General features: G+C 52.9%; 16 protein-coding genes. 8 read left to right on the top strand and 8 right to left on the bottom strand.

Annotated elements, in window-relative coordinates; genetic code table 11:
* Nucleotides 1-41: 41 nt before the first annotated feature.
* On the bottom strand, nucleotides 42-1,040 hold the full coding sequence (locus tag CDH47_RS14330; protein WP_100640587.1) for a YhdH/YhfP family quinone oxidoreductase: 999 nt from the start codon (nucleotides 1,038-1,040) through the stop codon (nucleotides 42-44).
* A gap of 21 nt (nucleotides 1,041-1,061) precedes the next feature.
* Nucleotides 1,062-2,126, bottom strand: a complete 1,065-nt coding sequence (sohB, locus tag CDH47_RS14325; RefSeq protein WP_100640586.1) for a protease SohB — start codon at nucleotides 2,124-2,126, stop codon at nucleotides 1,062-1,064.
* Nucleotides 2,127-2,360: 234 nt separating this feature from the next.
* Here sohB and CDH47_RS14320 point away from each other — a divergent pair, with 234 nt between their 5' ends.
* Nucleotides 2,361-2,675, top strand: a complete 315-nt coding sequence (locus CDH47_RS14320) for an SCP2 sterol-binding domain-containing protein (protein ID WP_100640733.1) — start codon at nucleotides 2,361-2,363, stop codon at nucleotides 2,673-2,675.
* Between the two features lie 90 nt (nucleotides 2,676-2,765).
* Here the strand turns inward: CDH47_RS14320 and CDH47_RS14315 are convergent, their stop codons facing one another.
* From CDH47_RS14315 to CDH47_RS14300, 4 genes are all read right to left on the bottom strand, one after another.
* Nucleotides 2,766-4,472: a FimL-related protein gene (locus CDH47_RS14315; RefSeq protein WP_100640585.1), complete on the bottom strand. Its 1,707-nt coding sequence runs from the start codon at nucleotides 4,470-4,472 to the stop codon at nucleotides 2,766-2,768.
* Nucleotides 4,473-4,704: 232 nt separating this feature from the next.
* Entirely contained in the window at nucleotides 4,705-5,409 is a 705-nt protein-coding gene (dnaQ, locus tag CDH47_RS14310) for a DNA polymerase III subunit epsilon (protein ID WP_100640584.1), read from the bottom strand.
* A 10-nt stretch (nucleotides 5,410-5,419) separates the two neighbouring features.
* Complete coding sequence (gene rnhA, locus CDH47_RS14305) at nucleotides 5,420-5,857, bottom strand: ribonuclease HI (RefSeq protein WP_100640583.1); 438 nt, start codon at nucleotides 5,855-5,857, stop codon at nucleotides 5,420-5,422.
* A gap of 45 nt (nucleotides 5,858-5,902) precedes the next feature.
* Nucleotides 5,903-6,694, bottom strand: a complete 792-nt coding sequence (locus tag CDH47_RS14300) for a class I SAM-dependent methyltransferase (RefSeq protein WP_100640582.1) — start codon at nucleotides 6,692-6,694, stop codon at nucleotides 5,903-5,905.
* 123 nt (nucleotides 6,695-6,817) lie between these two features.
* Between CDH47_RS14300 and gloB the strand changes: the two genes are divergently transcribed.
* The 7 genes from gloB (at nucleotide 6,818) to CDH47_RS14265 (ending at nucleotide 16,046) form a co-directional block, all read left to right on the top strand.
* Nucleotides 6,818-7,612, top strand: coding sequence for a hydroxyacylglutathione hydrolase (gene gloB, locus CDH47_RS14295; RefSeq protein WP_100640581.1), 795 nt, complete (start codon nucleotides 6,818-6,820; stop codon nucleotides 7,610-7,612).
* Between the two features lie 154 nt (nucleotides 7,613-7,766).
* Nucleotides 7,767-9,476, top strand: a complete 1,710-nt coding sequence (locus CDH47_RS14290; RefSeq protein WP_100640580.1) for a lytic transglycosylase — start codon at nucleotides 7,767-7,769, stop codon at nucleotides 9,474-9,476.
* A 120-nt stretch (nucleotides 9,477-9,596) separates the two neighbouring features.
* The gene (locus tag CDH47_RS14285) at nucleotides 9,597-11,438 is read left to right on the top strand and encodes an extracellular solute-binding protein (RefSeq protein ID WP_100640579.1); all 1,842 of its coding nucleotides are present in this window, start codon (nucleotides 9,597-9,599) and stop codon (nucleotides 11,436-11,438) included.
* 15 nt (nucleotides 11,439-11,453) lie between these two features.
* Entirely contained in the window at nucleotides 11,454-12,539 is a 1,086-nt protein-coding gene (locus CDH47_RS14280; protein ID WP_100640578.1) for a microcin C ABC transporter permease YejB, read from the top strand.
* 1 nt (nucleotide 12,540) lies between these two features.
* The gene (locus CDH47_RS14275) at nucleotides 12,541-13,566 is read left to right on the top strand and encodes an ABC transporter permease (RefSeq protein ID WP_100640577.1); all 1,026 of its coding nucleotides are present in this window, start codon (nucleotides 12,541-12,543) and stop codon (nucleotides 13,564-13,566) included.
* Between the two features lie 12 nt (nucleotides 13,567-13,578).
* Nucleotides 13,579-15,195: an ABC transporter ATP-binding protein gene (locus CDH47_RS14270; protein WP_100640576.1), complete on the top strand. Its 1,617-nt coding sequence runs from the start codon at nucleotides 13,579-13,581 to the stop codon at nucleotides 15,193-15,195.
* Between the two features lie 65 nt (nucleotides 15,196-15,260).
* Nucleotides 15,261-16,046: an enoyl-ACP reductase FabI gene (locus CDH47_RS14265; protein WP_100640575.1), complete on the top strand. Its 786-nt coding sequence runs from the start codon at nucleotides 15,261-15,263 to the stop codon at nucleotides 16,044-16,046.
* 70 nt (nucleotides 16,047-16,116) lie between these two features.
* Here the strand turns inward: CDH47_RS14265 and CDH47_RS14260 are convergent, their stop codons facing one another.
* Nucleotides 16,117-16,530 carry a PilZ domain-containing protein gene (locus CDH47_RS14260; protein ID WP_100640574.1) on the bottom strand — a complete coding sequence of 138 codons (414 nt, stop codon included), beginning with the start codon at nucleotides 16,528-16,530 and terminating at the stop codon, nucleotides 16,117-16,119.
* Between the two features lie 32 nt (nucleotides 16,531-16,562).
* Nucleotides 16,563-18,383 (bottom strand): DUF1631 family protein, encoded by a 1,821-nt coding sequence (locus tag CDH47_RS14255; RefSeq protein WP_100640573.1) that lies wholly within the window; start codon nucleotides 18,381-18,383, stop codon nucleotides 16,563-16,565.
* Nucleotides 18,384-18,549: the final 166 nt, after the last annotated feature.

Genomic DNA, 18,549 nt, shown 5'->3' with positions numbered 1-18,549 from the left:
TTTTGACAGGACTTCCGCCCCTGACTGTTCAAGCTTCGGCGTTAGACTGCGTGATCCAATACAACTTTCCCTGCTGACTCGCCTTTCAAGAACGCTTTTAGCGCACTATCAAGGTCAGCACGGCCAATTGTTTTCGCAGATGCTTCCGCCTTCGGGCACTTCCAGTCACCCACAAACTTTTTCCATACCACCTCTTTTTCTGTCAGCGGAATTTCTACCGAATCCACCCCTAAAAGGTTTATACCTCGCAGGATGAAGGGAAGAACAGTGGTTTGCAGCTGAGGGCCGGCAACCAGGCCGCAGCAAGATACAGAGCCACCCGGTTTGATTTGTTTTAACAACTCCGCCAGAGGTGACCCGCCTACCGTATCCACTGCATTGGCGAAGGCCGGTTTTAGTACGGGTTTCTTGTCTTCCGTCAGTGCGTCGCGGCCAACTACTTCTATGGCACCCAAGGCTTTGAGGCTATCTGCGTGATCGGTTTTGCCACTGATTGCGACAACATCGAAGCCGAGTTTTGCAAGCAATTCTACGGCAACGCTACCAACTGCGCCTGAGGCTCCGGTTACAGCAACTTTACCCTGCTCTGGTTTGGCTCCCATAGTCAGGATCTTTTGGACGCACAAACCGGCTGTGAGGCCAGCGGTGCCGTAGATCATGGCTGTTTGGGAATCCCAGCCGGACGGCATGGTAACGCACCAGGCGGCAGGTACCCGGATGTACTCGCCGAACCCGCCAGCGGTGTTCATGCCCAGGTCGTAGCCGGTGACGATAACCTGGCTGCCTACAGCCGGGCTTCCGGTGGCAGATTCAACAACTTCTCCGGCGGCGTCTATGCCGGGTGTGTGTGGGAAGGAGCGGCTGACGGCTTTGTTGCCGGAGGCAGAGAGCGCATCTTTGTAGTTCAGTGAAGAGTGGCTGACCTTAACCAGTACTTCGCCTGCTGGAAGATCAGCCGTGTTTAGAGTCTGTTCTGTACCTTTATAGTTGCCATCTTTTTCTTCAACTCGCCAGGCTTTGAATTCGACATTGCTGGTCATGATCGTCTCCAATTTGAATAACTACTGGATTTTCTGGTTACGAAAAGCGCTCAGCACTTTCCATACCGTATGTTCAAGAGCCGCACTGGTTGCCAAACCGAGTTTTTCTGGCAAGGTTCGTTTGCGCTCGAATGACACTGATACTACGTCTGCCCTGTCACAGGCCTCTATGAGATATTCGTCGGAGGTTTTCACTTCATCAATGAGTTTAACGTCCAGTGCACGTTTGCCAAACCAGATGTCACCAGTTGCGACAGCGGCAATATCCAGATCTGGTCGACGCTCTCCTACATAGTCCTTGAACAGTTCGTGCGTATCCTCAAGGTCTGCAAGAAATTTCTCACGCCCCTTATCGGTATTCTCACCGAATATGGTCATGGTGCGCTTATGTTCGCCAGCAGTCAGCACTTCAAAGTCGACGTCATTCCGCTTCAGCAGGCGGTGAAAATTAGGCAGCTGTGCCACAACGCCGATGGAGCCGAGGATGGCAAATGGGGATGCAACAATTCGGTCTGCTACACAGGCCATCATATACCCGCCACTTGCCGCAACTTTATCCACGCAGGCTGTGAGGTGTATGCCCTTACTGCGTATCCGGTCAAGCTGCGCTGCGGCCAGGCCATAGGAGTGCACCAGTCCGCCGCCGCTTTCCAGCCTGATAACAACTTCATCTTTGCCCGGTTCGGCAACGCTTAGCACCGCATCAATGGCGCGGCGAAGCGGGTCCGTATCACTGGCTTTAATGTCGCCATCGAAATCCAGCACATAAATGCGTGCCGGCGTTTCTTCCGGTGCCTCTGAATCCGCTTTCTTCGCTTTGCCGGCTTTCTTTTCAGCTTTTTCTTTTTTCTTTTTGGCCTTGCTCCAGGCTTTTCGCTCCTGATCAGACATCAGGCGCGCCTGGATGGACTCGCGCAACTTGCGATAACGCTCGTTAAGCTTGCGTATCTGCAACTCTCCGTCGTCATCTTCTCCATCTTTGTCCTTTTGGGTGGCGGCAAAAATAATAGAGACAACAACTACTGCCGCAATAACAAAAGTGACCACTTTGGCCAAAAACAAACCGTATTCAGTCAGGAACTCCAAATCGCTTCTCCAGGCAGTTAAGCAAGCACGAGAGTGTAACTTACCGAATCTCTGGTGATAAGCAGAGCAAAAAAATTAAAACAAGCGTTCGATCGGGCTTGACAGTGATTAAGTCTCACCATAAAGTCGGGAAGCGAAGTCGGCTCTATCCGGCAGCTGCCAACGATGGCTTGTAAAGCCAAGCATACAAAGCAGTTTTCAATACAAGACAACCACCAAACAAAGGGTAAACAAATGTCTGTAGATCAAATTTTTCAAAAGCTCGAGCAGAACTTCAACGCAGACGCCGCTCAGGGCCTGGATCTGGTATTCCAGTTTGATATCGAAGACGACAAGACCCATCACCTAGTCATCAATGACGGCACATGCAAGCTGCACGAAGGCCCACACGACGATCCTTCTGTCACACTGATCATGAACTCCGAAACTCTGCAGGGTATCGTTTCAGGCGAGACCGACGGCATGCAAGCTTTCATGGCTGGCCAACTGCGCGCCGAAGGCGACATGATGCTGGCTACCAAACTGGGCGAGCTTTTCAACATGGGCTGATCGAGCCCTGTTGGCAATCACTTAGGCAAACAAAAAAACCCGCGCTTGGCGCGGGTTTTTTGTTGCTCGGAAGATGGTTTCAAGCTGACACTAAAGATCTACATCATCCAACGAGGTTTCTGCCAGCCGGAGCAGGTCCGCATTATTTTCCTCTCGCTTTCCAATGCTCTCGATATAGTATTCAAGAGACGTCAGAGCGTCTGCCAATGCTTCCAGCACCTGTGTGCCAGGTGCCTCACGGGCATCCAGCATGCGTTCCTGTATGGAAGCGGCAACACGCTCCAGTACGTGGGCGGCACCCGGGTCATTAATCATCTGCAAACCGCCCCAAATACTGTGCAAGGTTGCAGGCAGGTTCGCCAAATGAAGCTTGTCGTAGTCTGATTCCACGAAAGCAGTAATCGCCCGCTTGGCGAGAGTCAGTGCGCCACGCGCCTCTTCGGCCACCACATACAAGGCTTCCTTGAGATACATGGATTCTTCCCGGCTGTGCTCACTGCCGGCCAACGCATCTGTTTCTGATGTAATACCACGGCTGACAATCTGCATAACAGCATCTTCGATGCCCAGCACGGAGTCAGCAAGCCGATAAAGTTCTTCTTCACCCGGCAATCGGGATTCGGATTCCCAGTCACGGAGCCTGTCCGCTTCGTCCCGGGCAATACTTGCCAAGCGAGTAAGGTCCAGCATAATCAGTGTGTTGGAAAGGCGATCCAGAGTATCGGCAATAGACGATAGTTCAGCCAAGTCCGGCTCTATACCGCGCTCGATGATATCCAGCTTGTCTTTGAGCTGATTGAGCTCATCCTGCAGAGCCTCTGAAAGCGACTCCAGTACGTCGGTACCGGGGCCATACAAACGCCGAGCGTGAGCTTCAAGAATGGAATCCGGAAACTCAGCGGGCGCCAATTGAACCCCGGAAAGAACACGAGTCACTTCCGGGTTTCCGGAGCCACTGCGGTATAGCAAATAAACAAGGTCGCGAATAAGTGAGTCCGGGGCATCTTTTGCGGCTGCCACCTTGCCCACATACACCAATTCTCGCGAGTATTTCTCAATGCGCATAAACGTGCGCTTACGAGCCTTGGTGAACGGCATTGCCCTATCAAGCATGGTGTCTGCCACAATTGCGACCAGGCACCACATTTGCCCCATGGGCGCGCCCTGGCACAAACGTACAAAGCCACGAGCAGCACGGCTAATGAGTTTTTGACTTACCACAGGGTTTCGATCCCTGAGGATACCCAGCAAGGCCACCTGATAGGTCAGCCGCATACGCCGGGCAGCAATTTCGTATTCAGCCTCATTACCTTCAAAAACCGGCACCGACAAACCACCACAAAAGTCCTGCGAATCCTTTAGGTCAGCTTCGAAGAAACAGGATTCCGGGTAAGGCTTTTCACGGCGGGCTTCGCGCAGTTCATTGATTACGGGCAGCAACAGCTCAGGATGATCCGCGCGCTGCTGATGATAATATTCCACGTAGCGGCGAAGGATAAAAAGCGCATTGTTCAAGGTGGTGAGGAGTATGTTCTTGTCGTCGTTAGCCCCAACCGGAACATCGTTTGCCATGGCCACGGCCTCCTGGCAGAGCAACGTACCACCACGAAGTTCGACCAGAATAAATATGCCGCGGAGCTGATTGAGGAAATCCAGGCAGTTTTGCAAATCCTCACCGCTTTCACGGTTTACCTGAAAGCGCTCAAGACTGGACTCTGCCTGTTTGATGGTCTGCTCAATTTCATTTTTGACCAGGTCAAACGACTGCGATTTCGTCGCAAGAGACGACTGAACCATAAACGCTTCCCGTTAAACTGCGGAGACTACCGCACCTTCCTAGTGAACTATGGCCTGACAGGAGTGTATGCCAGGTTTTTTGTTATTGAGCCGGCCGGACCTGTCCCGGCCTGGATGCTCACCAAGAGCACGACAGAAAACTGAAGTACTAACCATTACTTATAACATAAAACTCAAGTACCTCAATAAAGCTGCCATGTAACATTTGGTACAGGCCGACACAGTTCTCATTCTAGGCCTCAAGTTTGCTCCATAGCGTTTCACCAGCTTTCTTTTCCATGGCTGCCATGAACGCCCGATGAGCTTCACGCTCAGCTTCGGTCGCCTCAACAACCGGCAGTGCGGGCCGGCTTGAATTCAGTCGGCGGATACCGCCATTAGTCCCGCCATTTTCAGACCCGGCATCCAGAGACAAAGCCGTCTGCCCACCGGTAAGTAACAGGTACACTTCTGCCAGAATCTCGGCATCCAGCAGTGCTCCGTGAAGTTCACGGTTGCTGTTATCAACGCCGTAACGTTTACACAAGGCATCCAGATTGTTTTTCTGGCCAGGGTGTTTTGCACGGGCAATGGCCAGAGTATCCACAACACCACAGTAATCTGCGGTTTTGCGCACGGGCTTGATCCGGGCAAACTCCGCATCCATGAACCCCACGTCAAACGCGGCGTTGTGAATAACGAGTTCGGCGCCTTTTATGAATTCGAAAAACTCGTCGGCCACTTCGGCAAATTTTGGTTTATCCACGAGGAATTCATTCGTAATTCCGTGGATGGTAATTGCTTCCGCCTCAACCTCACGCTCAGGATTGATGTACACATGATAGTTGCGGCCGGTGAGCTGGCGCTCCATCATTTCAACACAACCAATCTCTATAACCCGGTGCCCTTCCGCCGGATCAATACCAGTTGTTTCAGTGTCCAGTATAATTTGTCTCATAATTCCCACACTATTTCAGTTCAGCAACACCCTTGTTCGCTAGTTCGTCTGCGAGTTCGTTGTCCGGGATTCCTGCATGGCCTTTTACCCAATGCCAGTTGACCTTGTGCCTGGTGGTTTCCGCATCCAGAGCACGCCAAAGGTCATCGTTTTTCACCGGTTTTTTAGCCGATGTCTTCCAGCCGTTGCGCTTCCATCCTGAGAGCCATTCCGTAATACCCTTACGGACATACTGTGAGTCGGTATACAGCTCCACCTCACAGCCACGCTTGAGCGCTTTTAAACCCTGAATAGCAGCCATAAGCTCCATACGGTTATTGGTAGTATGCAACTCCCCGCCATGCATGGTTTTGACCGCATCGCCGTAGCGCAGTACCACGCCCCAGCCGCCGCGCCCCGGGTTGCCTTTACAAGCACCATCGGTATACAAAATCACCTTACCGGTCATTCAAACTCCCTTGTCTATATCACTTCGGAGACCCCGTAAGGCCAGTCACTCATCAGAAGGGGCCAGGCTCTGCGAAGGATGGCCTCTCGCCGCTCCCACGGTACCTGTTCCCGACAACCCCATTACCTTGCTCTGACGCCAAACGTTACGCCGGGGAATCCGGGCGCAAACCTGTTTTTTTGCAAGGATACAGTAATAGGCACCAACCGGCAGAACCCCATACCCGGACAAGCGCTGCACAAACCCACCGGAAACCTTGCGACCACTGCGCTGAAATGGAAGATGATAAAAACGGGTGAGAGAAGTCTCTACCTGAAAATCCAACAAGTGAAGCCAGTCTTCCATTCTGCCACGGGAAAGAAAGCGCCCTCCCCAAGGCCCGGCATGATGCCGTGAGACCAGCCTGCGAATACCCCAAACACTCACCGGGTTAAAACCGATGAGCACTATCGAGCCATCTCCCCGCAAAACCCGTGCCGCCTCACGCAGAACCTGGTGGGGATAAGGGGAGAAATCCGCCGTATGGTGAAGCACAACCAGGTCCATGGAATCCCCGGGAAAAGGCAGTTCATCGGCATCGCAAACCACGACTCCCTCGGGTATGTCGCTGAAGCATCTGGGTGTAGTTATTATTTTCTCGGAAAAGTCAGTGCTATTCGCGAGGGGAATCCGGTGGCTGACCCCGACCTGAAGTTGCCTGGCACCTGTCAGCTTTACAAGGCGGCGATCGAGATAATACCGTTGATCTGCCAGTAAACTTCGACCGAGCGGAGTCTGAAACCAGTTCTCGAAACTTTCACATCGGGATGGATAGTCGACGTTATGATTGCTCTTCACACTGCCTTTACTCCCGCTTTATTATCATCCGGCAAGAAACCAGGGACTTACTGATTGTTGGGACTGCGGCTTTAATGCTCTATCATACCAGCCAAACTTGCCAAGCATATACGGGGACCTCTGATGCTAACCATCTCTGCCATTTCCGCATTCAGTGATAACTATATCTGGTGCCTTGCAGATACAGATACCGGTAAAGCCCTGATTGTGGATCCCGGACAAGCAAAGCCTGTGCAGGACTACCTCGCTGCAAAGGGGCTCAAACTCGACACCATTCTTGTCACACACCACCATCCTGACCATGTTGGCGGCATCAAGACCCTCGTGCAAGACAATCCCGGTTGTCGCGTAACTGGGCCTGCTGAATCCCCCTTCAAGGGCAGCACCAACACCGTTCACCCGGGTGATGAAGTGGTTTGGGGAGGCGTCACTTTCGAGGTTATGGGAGTGCCCGGGCACACGCTTGATCACATTGCCTACTTTACCGACGCTAAAATAGACGGCCGCCCCGCTCTGTTTTGTGGCGACACCCTCTTCGTGATTGGCTGCGGTCGTCTTTTTGAAGGTACCCCCTCCCAGATGCTGGAGTCCTTAAGGTCAATTCGTGAACTCCCCGGCGAAACTGCAATTTATTGCGCCCATGAATACACCCTCTCCAACCTGCGGTTCGCTCGTAGTTGGTTGCCGAACGACAGCAAACTCGAAGCTTTTGAGCGAGAGTGCAAAGAAAAACGGCAAGCAGGTGAGCCCACTGTGCCTTCCGTTCTTGAAAAGGAAAAACAACTTAATCCGTTTTTACGGTGGGATGACCCCATGGTTGTCAGCGCCGCAAAACGCTATTGCTCCGAGCAGGGTCTCGCATCGGATTCCGATAGCGCCATTTTCGCTGCCATACGGCATGGCAAAGATAACTTCTGATCTGTTAACAAATTCTCTCATCGTCGTAACGAGAGGCTTCTTGACGATTTTAAACGAGCGCACATAAAATCGGTTACCTTTTAGCTCCTAACCTATTAAATATGACGGGGTTTCAGACACAACCCCAGTCATACTTCAGAGCCGGAAAATGCCTATGTTGGTTAAACGATTGCCCCTGCTACTAGTTGTTAGCGCCTTGGCAGGTGGCTGCAGCTCGCTCTACCTGTCTAGAGACATCACTACAGATAACCCTCTCGATTCAGATGAGGTAACCCTTGCTGCCGGCGATGAAGGGCTTAAAAAATCCGTGGAAACTGGCAAAAGCAACGGCCTTGTGCGAAATGAGCCGCTGGATGATGCCATGGCTCCCGAACTCAAGGTTGCCGCAAGGGAAGCCAGGGAAAAGCTCGACAACCCGGAGCAGAAAACCACCTCCGACGACGTTGTGCAAACCGATATGTGGAACCGCCTGCGGGCGGGCTTCATGCTGGATCACGATGTAGATAACAAACGAGTACAAGATCAGCTTAACTGGTACGCCAGACACCCAGGCTACATCAACCGTGTAGTGGAACGTGGAAGCCGGTATCTGTACCACATAGTTAATGAAACAGAGAAACGCGGATTGCCCGCTGAGTTTGCCCTGCTACCTATCGTCGAAAGCGCATTTGATCCTTTTGCATACTCCCATGGCCGGGCTGCCGGACTATGGCAATTCATACCCTCAACCGGCAAGTACTTTGGCCTTACGCAAAGCTGGTGGCACGACGATCGCCGCGATGTACTCGCCGCTACTGACGCTGCCCTGACCTATCTCGACCGCCTGACGAACCGATTTGATGGTGACTACACCTTGGCTCTGGCTGCTTACAACAGTGGCGGCGGCACTGTATCCAGCGCCATGCGACGAAATCGCAAAGCCAGCAAACCACAAGACTTCTGGTCCCTGCAATTGCCACAGGAAACCCGCCACTACGTACCCAAGCTTATCGCACTTGCAAAAATTTTCGATGACCCGGAGGCCTATGGAATTGAACTGCCAGCCCTTCTGGACGAGCCCTATTTCGACATTGTTGAAACCGGTGGGCAGCTGGATCTTGCACAAGCAGCAGAGCTTTCCGGAGTGGATATAGATGAGATTTACTTGCTCAATCCCTCGTACAACCGATGGGCAACCAATCCGGAAGGCCCGCACCGCCTGTTGGTTCCCCATCAGAACGCAGAAGACTTCCGCACCGCGCTGGCAGAGATCCCATCAAACAAACGGGTCTCATGGCGCAATTACGTAGTTAAATCCGGTGATAGCCTGAACACGATCTCGCGGAAATTCTCCACTACACCTTCGGTGCTGCAACAAGTTAACAACCTGAACAGCGATCTCATCCGCATCGGCCAGCGATTGATGATCCCCTCGGCATCCCAAGACTCCAGTACCTATGCCCTGAGTGCATCCAAACGTCTTGAGCGCAAGCAAGCCAAAAAGCGGGATGGCAACAAACTGCGCTATACCGTACGCCGTGGCGACACCTTTTGGGATATCGCGCGCGAGCATCGGGTTAGCGTACGCCAAGTGGCGGCGTGGAACGGCATGGCTCCCGGAGACCCGCTTATCCCTGGTAAAAAACTGGTGATCTGGTCAAAAACTGCCCAACCTGTGCTCGCCTCGGCCGACACTTCAAGGGGTAAGGCCATGGTCCGGAAGGTAGGCTACCGTGTTCGCAAAGGTGACTCCCTTGCCCTCATTGCTAATCGTTTTTCAGTAAATGTTCGAGATATCGCAAGCTGGAACGATCTGAACACCTCTCGTTATCTGCAACCAGGGCAAAGTCTGGTACTCTACGTCGACATCCGGAATAGCCCCTGAACTTCACAGGTTCACTGCCGGAACTTTCAGTAAACATAAGAATCATAAAGATTTTGCGGACAAGAGCGCCGGGCAGGATGCCTGGCGCGTCGGCCTGAAACTCCTGAATGTGCGAGACCCATGACAAGAACCTCTACCGCCCCACGCCTTACAACGCTCGTTTCACTGCTATCCTTTCTGGCATTCCCCATTTTTTCGCATGCCAACGATTCAACATCTGGCTCCGGTGATCCTCAAGTACAGCCGGTTCACGGTATGGCCATGCACGGCGAGCCGAAGTATCCAGAAGGGTTCACTCATTACAGCTATATCAACCCGGAAGCCCCAAAGGGTGGCGCTCTCAAAATGGCCGTAGTGGCCAACGGGTTCGATTCCTTTAACCCCTTTGTGATTCGAGGCGTGGCTGCAGCAGGCATTAGCAACTATCTCTATGACACCCTGCTTGAGTACTCGGCAGATGAGCCATTTTCCATGTATGGACTTATTGCAGAGTCGCTGGAAACGCCCGACGATCGAAGCTACGTAGTGTTTAATCTGAGGGAATCGGCGCGCTTTCAGGATGGCGAGCCCATTAGAGCAGGAGACGTAAAATTCTCATTTGAAACCCTGACTACCAAGGGGCATCCGTTTTACCGGAACTATTATGCAGATGTGAGCAAAGTCACTGTTGAGAATCCACTTCGAATCCGTTTCGATTTTCAGGAAACCAGTAACCGGGAACTGCCTCTTATTCTCGGGCAGATACCTATCCTCCCTGCGCACTACTGGCAGGATCGCGAGTTCGATAAAAGCGGTCTTACCCCGCCTGTGGGCAGTGGCGCCTATCGTATCGGTAGTTTTGAAGCTGGTCGCTCGATCGAGTATGAGCGCCTGAATGATTACTGGGCAAAAGATCTTGCTGTCCGCAAAGGCCAGCTCAACTTTGACCGCATTCGTTACGATTATTATACCGACGACACCGTTGCCCTTGAGGCTTTCAAGGCCGGTAGCTTTGATTTCAGAGTAGAAACGTCTGCGAAGAACTGGGCTACAGCCTATACCGGGCAGAAGTTTGATAACGGAACCATTATAAAAGAAGCGATTGAACACCATCGGCCAACCGGCATGCAGGGTTTCGTGTTCAACACCCGCAAAGAGGTTTTCAGTGACTCGCGGGTACGAGAAGCACTGACTTACGCATTTGATTTCGAATGGACAAACAAGAACCTCTTCTACGGCCAGTATGCCCGCACCAACAGTTATTTTGAAAACAGCGAATTAGCCTCTAGTGGTCTGCCAATGGGCCGGGAACTGGCAATACTTGAAGAGTTCAGGGATCAGCTGGGCGAAGACATTTTCACCAAACCCTTCAAGGCGCCCTCCACCGACGGCAAGCAAGGCTTGAGGGGCAACCTGAGAGTGGCGATGGAACTATTGCGTTCGGCGGGTTACGAAGTTCGTGACGGTAAGATGGTGTACGCAGAAACAGGCACTCCATTGAAGTTCGAAGTTTTGTTATTTCAAAAGACCTTTGAGCGAGTCGTACTGCCCTTCAAGAACAACCTGGCTCGGCTTGGTATTGATGTATCTGTGCGCCTGGTGGACAGCAATCAGTACGTTCAACGTGTACGCGAATTCGACTACGACATGATCACTCAGGCAATTGGTCAGTCAGACTCCCCCGGCAACGAACAGCGAGAGTACTGGCACTCGTCCACCGTCAATGCCAACGGCTCCCGCAACTATGCAGGTGTGAATGATCCTGTGGTCGATGAGTTGGTCAGCCTGGTTATTCAAGCCCCGGATCGAGAAGAACTGGTACAACGCACTCGTGCTCTGGACAGGGTTCTTCTGCAAGGGCATTACGTGGTACCTCACTGGCACCTTGCGAAAGACCGGATTGCCTACTGGGGCCACCTGATGCACCCGGAGACTACGCCCAAAAATGGAACTGACCTCGATCATTGGTGGGCAGAGCCCTGAGGAAGTTACCGCTAAATGGGCATTTATATACTACGGCGCCTGGCGCTGATTATCCCAACATTGATCGGCATACTGCTGCTCAATTTCGTGATTGTTCAAGCGGCGCCCGGTGGGCCCGTTGAACAACTGATTGCGGAAATGGAAGGCCATGGTGGCAGCGCCCTGGCCAGAGCTTCAGGCGGAGATACCGGGGGGGAGGTAGCCAGCGCTTCCGGTGACCGGCGGGGCTCTCGGGGTATTCCCGATGAAATGCTTAAAGAAATTGAAGTCATGTACGGCTTCGACAAGCCAGCCCATGAGCGTTTTTTCAAAATGCTCAAAGATTACGCCACCTTCAATTTCGGTGATTCCTTTTATAGGGACAGAAGCGTAACCCAGCTGATTGTCGACAAGATGCCCGTTTCCATATCCCTGGGGCTATGGTCAACGTTGATTATCTATTTCATTTCCATACCCCTGGGTATCCGAAAAGCCGTTTCAGACGGCTCCCGCTTCGATGTCTGGAGCAGCTCTGCGATAGTCATTGGCTATGCCATTCCGGGTTTTCTATTCGCTATACTGCTGATTGTTCTGTTTGCCGGAGGCAGTTACTTCGACTGGTTTCCTCTTCGCGGCCTCACGTCTTCAAACTTCGATCAGCTTACCTGGTATCAACAAATCGGGGATTATTTCTGGCACCTGGCCCTGCCGGTCACTGCCAACGTGATTGGTGGTTTTGCCACCCTCACCCTGCTCACCAAAAATTCGTTTCTCGATGAAATCGGGAAACACTACGTTGTGACAGCGAGAGCCAAAGGCCTGGATGAGAAGCAGGTGCTATACGGGCATATTTTCCGCAACGCCATGCTGATCGTCATTGCCAGTCTTCCCGGGGTGCTTGTGTCGCTGTTTTTTACGGGCTCACTGCTCATTGAGGTGATCTTCTCTCTCGATGGCCTTGGCCTGCTGGGCTTTGAAGCCGCCCTTAACAGAGACTACCCGGTTATCTTTGGCACGCTGTTCATCTTTACGCTGATGGGATTGGTGTTAAAGCTGATTTCCGATATCACCTATGTACTGGTAGATCCCCGCATCGACTTTGAAAGCAGGGAGGGCGCGTAACATGAAAGCCCTTACCCCCATCCAGCAACGTCGTTTACGGAACTTCCGCAAAAACCGTCGGGGCTTCTGGTCTTTGTGGGCATTTCTGGCCATTTTCGGGCTGACTTTGATGGCGGAGCTCATCGCAAACGACAGGCCCCTTGTTGTCTCCTATCAGGACACGCTGTATTTCCCGGTGGTTGAGAGGGTGCCGGAAGAAACGTTTGGCGGTTTTCTGCCCACAGATGCAGATTACCGGGATCCATTTATCGCCGATGAAATCCTCGCCAATGGCTGGATGCTCTGGCCCCCAATCCGCTTTAGTTACGACACCATAAATTACAACCTGGAAGTACCCTCCCCTGCACCCCCCAGCGCCGAAAACTGGCTTGGCACAGATGACCAGGGGCGGGATGTCGCAGCGCGGGTGATTTATGGTTTTCGTATTTCCGTGCTTTTTGGGTTAACCCTTACCATTGCCAGCTGCATTGTCGGGGTTACGGTTGGCGCGATTCAGGGCTTTTATGGCGGAAAAACAGATCTGATCGGACAACGATTTATTGAGATCTGGTCTGGATTACCGGTGTTGTACCTGCTGATTATTCTTTCCGGAATTGTGCAACCAAACTTCTGGTGGCTACTCGGTATCATGTTGATGTTCAGCTGGATGGGCCTGGTTGATGTGGTGCGTGCGGAGTTCCTCAGGGCGCGTAACTTTGAATACGTTAAAGCAGCAAGGGCACTGGGGCTGGATAACAGAAAGATTATGTTCCGACACATACTCCCCAATGCCATGGTGGCAACCCTGACCTTTCTGCCGTTCATCCTGACTGGCGCCATTACCGGCCTCACCTCTCTGGATTTTCTGGGCTTTGGCCTGCCTTCCGGCTCCCCCTCCCTTGGCGAGCTGATTGCCCAGGGCAAAGCAAACTTGCATGCACCCTGGCTGGGCATATCCGCCTTCGTTTCCTTGTCACTGATGCTGACCCTGCTGGTATTCGTGGGCGAAGCCGTGCGCGATGCCTTTGATCCCCGCAAAAATGGTTAAGAGCGAGCTGATATGAGCGAACTGTTAGAGATAGCCAATCTTTCCGTCTGCTTCAACCAGGGGCCAAAGGCTGTCGATTCTATATCTCTGAGCTTGAAGAAGGGAGAAACCCTGGCGCTGGTGGGTGAAAGCGGTTCGGGAAAATCTGTCACTGCTCTGTCTGTGCTGCGGCTTCTGGACGAACGCCACGCCAGCTATCCCAGTGGCGAAATCCGCTACCGCGGAGAAAACCTGCTAAGTGCTCCCGAGAAACGCCTGCGTCAGGTGCGTGGGCGTGAGATCAGTATGATTTTCCAGGAGCCCATGACCTCTCTGAACCCACTGCACACGGTGGAGAAGCAGATTTCTGAAACCCTGGAACTGCACAAGGGAATGCGGGGCGTTCAGGCCCGGGAACGCTGCCTGGAGCTGTTAAGCCTGGTGGGTATTGTAAACCCCGAAAGCCGGCTTGGCGCCTACCCCCATCAGCTTTCCGGCGGCCAGAAACAGCGTGTCATGATAGCCATGGCGTTAGCCAATGAACCAGACCTGCTGATTGCTGATGAGCCAACCACCGCTCTGGATGTAACCGTACAAAAGCAGGTGCTTGAACTACTCCAGAATTTACAGCAAAAGCTGGGCATGGCTATTCTTCTGATTACCCACGATCTTACCATCGTACAGCGTTATGCCAGCCGGGTTGCGGTTATGGAGCACGGCAAGCTGGTGGAACAGGCCGAAACCACTACCTTGTTCGCATCACCCAATCACCCATACACCCGCAAGCTGTTGAGTGCAGAGCCTCCGGCCGCACCCCTGTCTCTCGCGAAGAGCGGGATGCCATTATTGAACATTCGCAACCTTGATGTGCGCTTCCCCACTCGAAAGGGTCTGTTCGGCAAGGTAAAAGAGTACTTTCATGCCGTTAAAGAGGTGAGTTTTACCCTGCATCGCGGCCAGACTCTCGGCATTGTAGGGGAAAGCGGTAGCGGCAAGACCACCATCGGTCATGCCCTGCTTAAGCTTACAGCCAGCACGGGTGAAATCCAGTTGGACGAAGAAGAGTTATCGGGCCTGGATCAACGTGCATTCCGGCCTTGGCGACGCCGGGTACAGATTGTATTTCAGGATCCTTTTGGCAGCCTTAGCCCACGAATGTCCATTGCCGAAATAGTCCGGGAAGGCCTGGAAATACACGATGCCGAGAACCGCGACACCCACGATGCGAAAGTGATCAGGGCACTCGTTGACGTAGGTCTGGATCCTGAAGCCAGGCACCGTTACCCCCATGAATTTTCTGGCGGGCAGCGCCAGCGGATTGCCATAGCCCGGGCACTGGTGCTACAGCCGGATGTTATCATTCTGGACGAACCCACATCGGCGCTGGATCGCACGGTGCAAAAGCAGGTTATCGAGCTGCTTCGCGATATTCAGGCACGCTATGGTCTAAGCTATATCTTTATCAGTCACGATCTTGCTGTTGTTCGGGCTCTCAGTCATCAGTTGCTGGTACTTCGGCAGGGTAAGATCGTGGAATACGGGGATGCCAGTGACATTTTCCGGGCTCCCTCGAAAGAATACACACAAGAATTACTCCAGGCGGCGTTTTTCTATCAATCGAAAGATGCCAATATCACTACGACTATTTGAGCGTTACGTCTGCCGGCTTGCTTCGGGGATAATGCACTAAAATCAGGAACACAGGGAGAAGACCCATGGGTATACTCAGTGGTAAGAGAGCGCTGATTGTTGGCGTAGCCAGCAAACTGTCTATTGCTTACGGTATTGCCGACGCCTTTGCCCGCGAAGGTGCGGAACTGGCTTTTACTTACCAGAACGACAAGTTGCAGCCTCGCGTAGAGAAATTTGCCGAAGGCTGGGGCAGCAAGCTTATCTTCCCTTGCGACGTTGCCAGCGATGAAGAAATTGAAAACGTATTCAAGGAACTGAACAAGCACTGGGACAACATCGACATTATTGTTCACGCCGTTGGCTTTGCGCCCGGTCATGAGCTTGATGGTAACTATGTTGATGTAACCACCCGGGAAGGCTTCAAAATCGCCCACGACATCAGCTCCTACAGCTTTGTCGCCCTGGCTAAGGGTGCACGATCCATGATGCACGAAGGCAGCTCTTTGCTGACTCTCACCTACCTTGGTGCCGAGAAGGTTCTTCAAAACTACAACGTGATGGGTCTTGCCAAGGCCTCTCTGGAAGCAAACGTGCGCTACATGGCCGCAAGTCTGGGCCGCGACGGCATTCGGGTGAACGGTATTTCCGCCGGGCCAATCAGAACCCTGGCCGCCTCAGGCATCAAGAGCTTCCGCAAGATGTTGGCAGAGAACGCTCGCCGTGCGCCGCTTCGTCGCAACGTAACCATTGATGAAGTGGGTAATGCGGCTGCATTTATCACGTCCGATATGGCCAGCGGTATTACCGGTGAGATCATGTACGTTGATGGCGGTTTCAACATTACCGGCATGGGCGAACTGGAAGAATAATTCGCTTAAGTGCCTGAAAAAAGCCAGCAACACGCTGGCTTTTTTATTGGCTAAACAGGTGGCTTCTATCCTATGGGGCCGACATGGCACGCGCCACAGCATCTGTCCACTCCACATACGCTGTCTGATCGGATTCAATAATCCGGGCACCTACCAGATAACTGCCCTTATCCGGGCGGCACCAGACAACCTCAAGGGTGAGAATAAAGTGTTCGTCATGATGCCCTAATACGACGGACGCCGGATATAGGGCGCCAGAGGCAAGGCACTCCGTGGCAAGCAAACAGAGGCCGCTGGCAGAAATATCGCGTATGGCGCACACGAGTTCCCGCGCTTGCGACTCTGACTCACCTTCCGTCGCAGGGTACTCAGCCTCCAGCTCAAGCGTAATCTCCGCTCGGGCGATTAAACGATACTGCCTGCGGTTATCTTCCCCATCAGGAAGATCCTTGTGTGCTCCAAACGTATAGTCAGTGTCTGTCATTATTATTCCTGGCTTATTGTTCGCTGACCCTATCAGTTTCGCCCAACACGAATACGGCCCACCACCCGGCTCAGAGTGTCATCAAATTCTGCAGCGCCGCCCAGAATACGCACCTGCCCCTCAACAATGGCTAGTACCAGTTCATCTTCTAAAAATTCCCGACGATTCAACCCGAGCCGATCTACGAAAATAAGTTTCCGCGATGCGTTGGTGCGAACAGCCAATTTGAGTTTTGTCTCTTCTTCAACCCTTTCAGCTCTGACCGCGATCCAACCCCCAAGGTTGAGATCGTCTACTGACTTTTGCGCCAACTGCATTTTTTCGCGATACAGCCGCTCCTGTTCTGCCTTTTCATCTGCCAGACGCTGGTCCTCTGCCTCTTGGCGTTGGCGTGCAAGTATCGCCTGTCGATCAGCTTCCTCTTGCTGGCGTTTCAACTCTGCAGCTTCTTTCTCTTTTCGGAGAGCCTCAGCATGAGCCCTGGCCGCTTGTGCCGCCTGTAGGCGCTCATTTCTTTGTTTTTCGCAGGCTGCAGCCAGTATTTGCACTGTTTCGTCAAGCACTTCACCAAAAGGCGTAGGTGCCGGCAAGGGGCGAATGCTTCCGTCCTCCTGTGCTTGGCAGAAATCCTGCCAGGGCTGCAGCCCCAGCTTTACACCGGTACCGTTTGTCCAGAGTATTTCCGCTGTGTCTTCCAGCAAAGCGCAGAAAAACCGGCGCTGCTCCGAGGCGCCCTCACCCTCCACAAACCACTTTTCCTCGAAAGGCTGAAATTCATTGCGCTGTGGCGCCTCAAAACTCAGCCAGACCGGGCTCCAAAGGAAACTGCGGTCGTCGGGCAAGGCATCAACCAACTCAGGGGTTTCGCCACGCAGTCGCGACATCATGACAGTGCCTATGCCAGCCAACGCATTCGGTGTAAGGGGACGCTCAAAAACTCGCCCCCACACATCCACCAGCCGATCACCGATCTGTTCACCCACATGATATAAGCGGTCTCTGTCTTTATCTGACAGCGAGGGGTCGCCTACCCATACCAGCCATTCGAGCAACTTGCTGCCATGCCGCGAAGTTTCACCATCCACGCCGGAGTCCCATACCGCTTGTTTAAGGAGCCCCTGCCAATGATCAAAAATAAAATGAAGCACTGGTTGTGGAAGCTTTCGCCCCTGCAACGCCCGGCCGATCAAGGCCCTTGCTGTCTGATCCGCACGCCGTTGCCGTGCCGCCCCCTTCTCGGTTTCCAGCAAACGTTCGCGTAACATGCCAGTTTGAGCGCTACGCCTTGATGCGTCTTCCTGCCAGCCCCTGCAAAAAGCTTCTACAGCGTCAGTACTGTCAGCTTTGAAGCTGGCAGAAACCGCAATAATCAAAGTGTCCAACTGTTCAAGAAGCGCTTTTGATGAACGCCCGCCAGAATCGCTCCAACCGCGCCACTCCTGAAAGCTATCGAGCCAGCCCAGCAATACCTCACTGAAAGCCTGGTGGCCATCCAGGTTCATGCGCCAGGCAAGGTAGAATCTCAAACGGGCAATGCGCCGGGAAAGCTCAGTATGAAGACCGCTTGTTTTAAGAAATACATCCATAATGCGGTCAGCCACATAGGCTGCGTTCACCTGGCGTACCGACCAATCCAAATGCACAGAACTCAGCACGTGGGCAACACGCTCATCTCGCTGTTCGGTCCAACAGGAAAGCAGCAGTGGCGTCCAGTCGCTGACTGTTTCTGGTGGCAGTTTACCCGGAGGGTAAGGAAGTTCTGGAACACGAATACCGGCAAGCACGTCATCAATTTTTGCGGCGACCGCGTTCCGCGAGGCCACCGGGCGCGAATTCGGTCTGTTTTGTGTCATCCATTCCCCATGCTCAAGAAGCGTTGAAAAGGCCCAGTAAATAAAGCAGTATAACGAACTCGCCGGGGTTGGCCACAGCCGGGCCCGGTGTTATTCGCGTTAATCTGCGGTCCTGCTGGCATATTTCACCGTTCAGGCAGGCAGCAACGATAAGAATTGGGGAAAC

Source organism: Marinobacter salexigens (genome assembly GCF_002806945.1).
Taxonomy (GTDB): domain Bacteria; phylum Pseudomonadota; class Gammaproteobacteria; order Pseudomonadales; family Oleiphilaceae; genus Marinobacter; species Marinobacter salexigens.
This window is presented reverse-complemented; position numbering and strand designations above follow the sequence as displayed.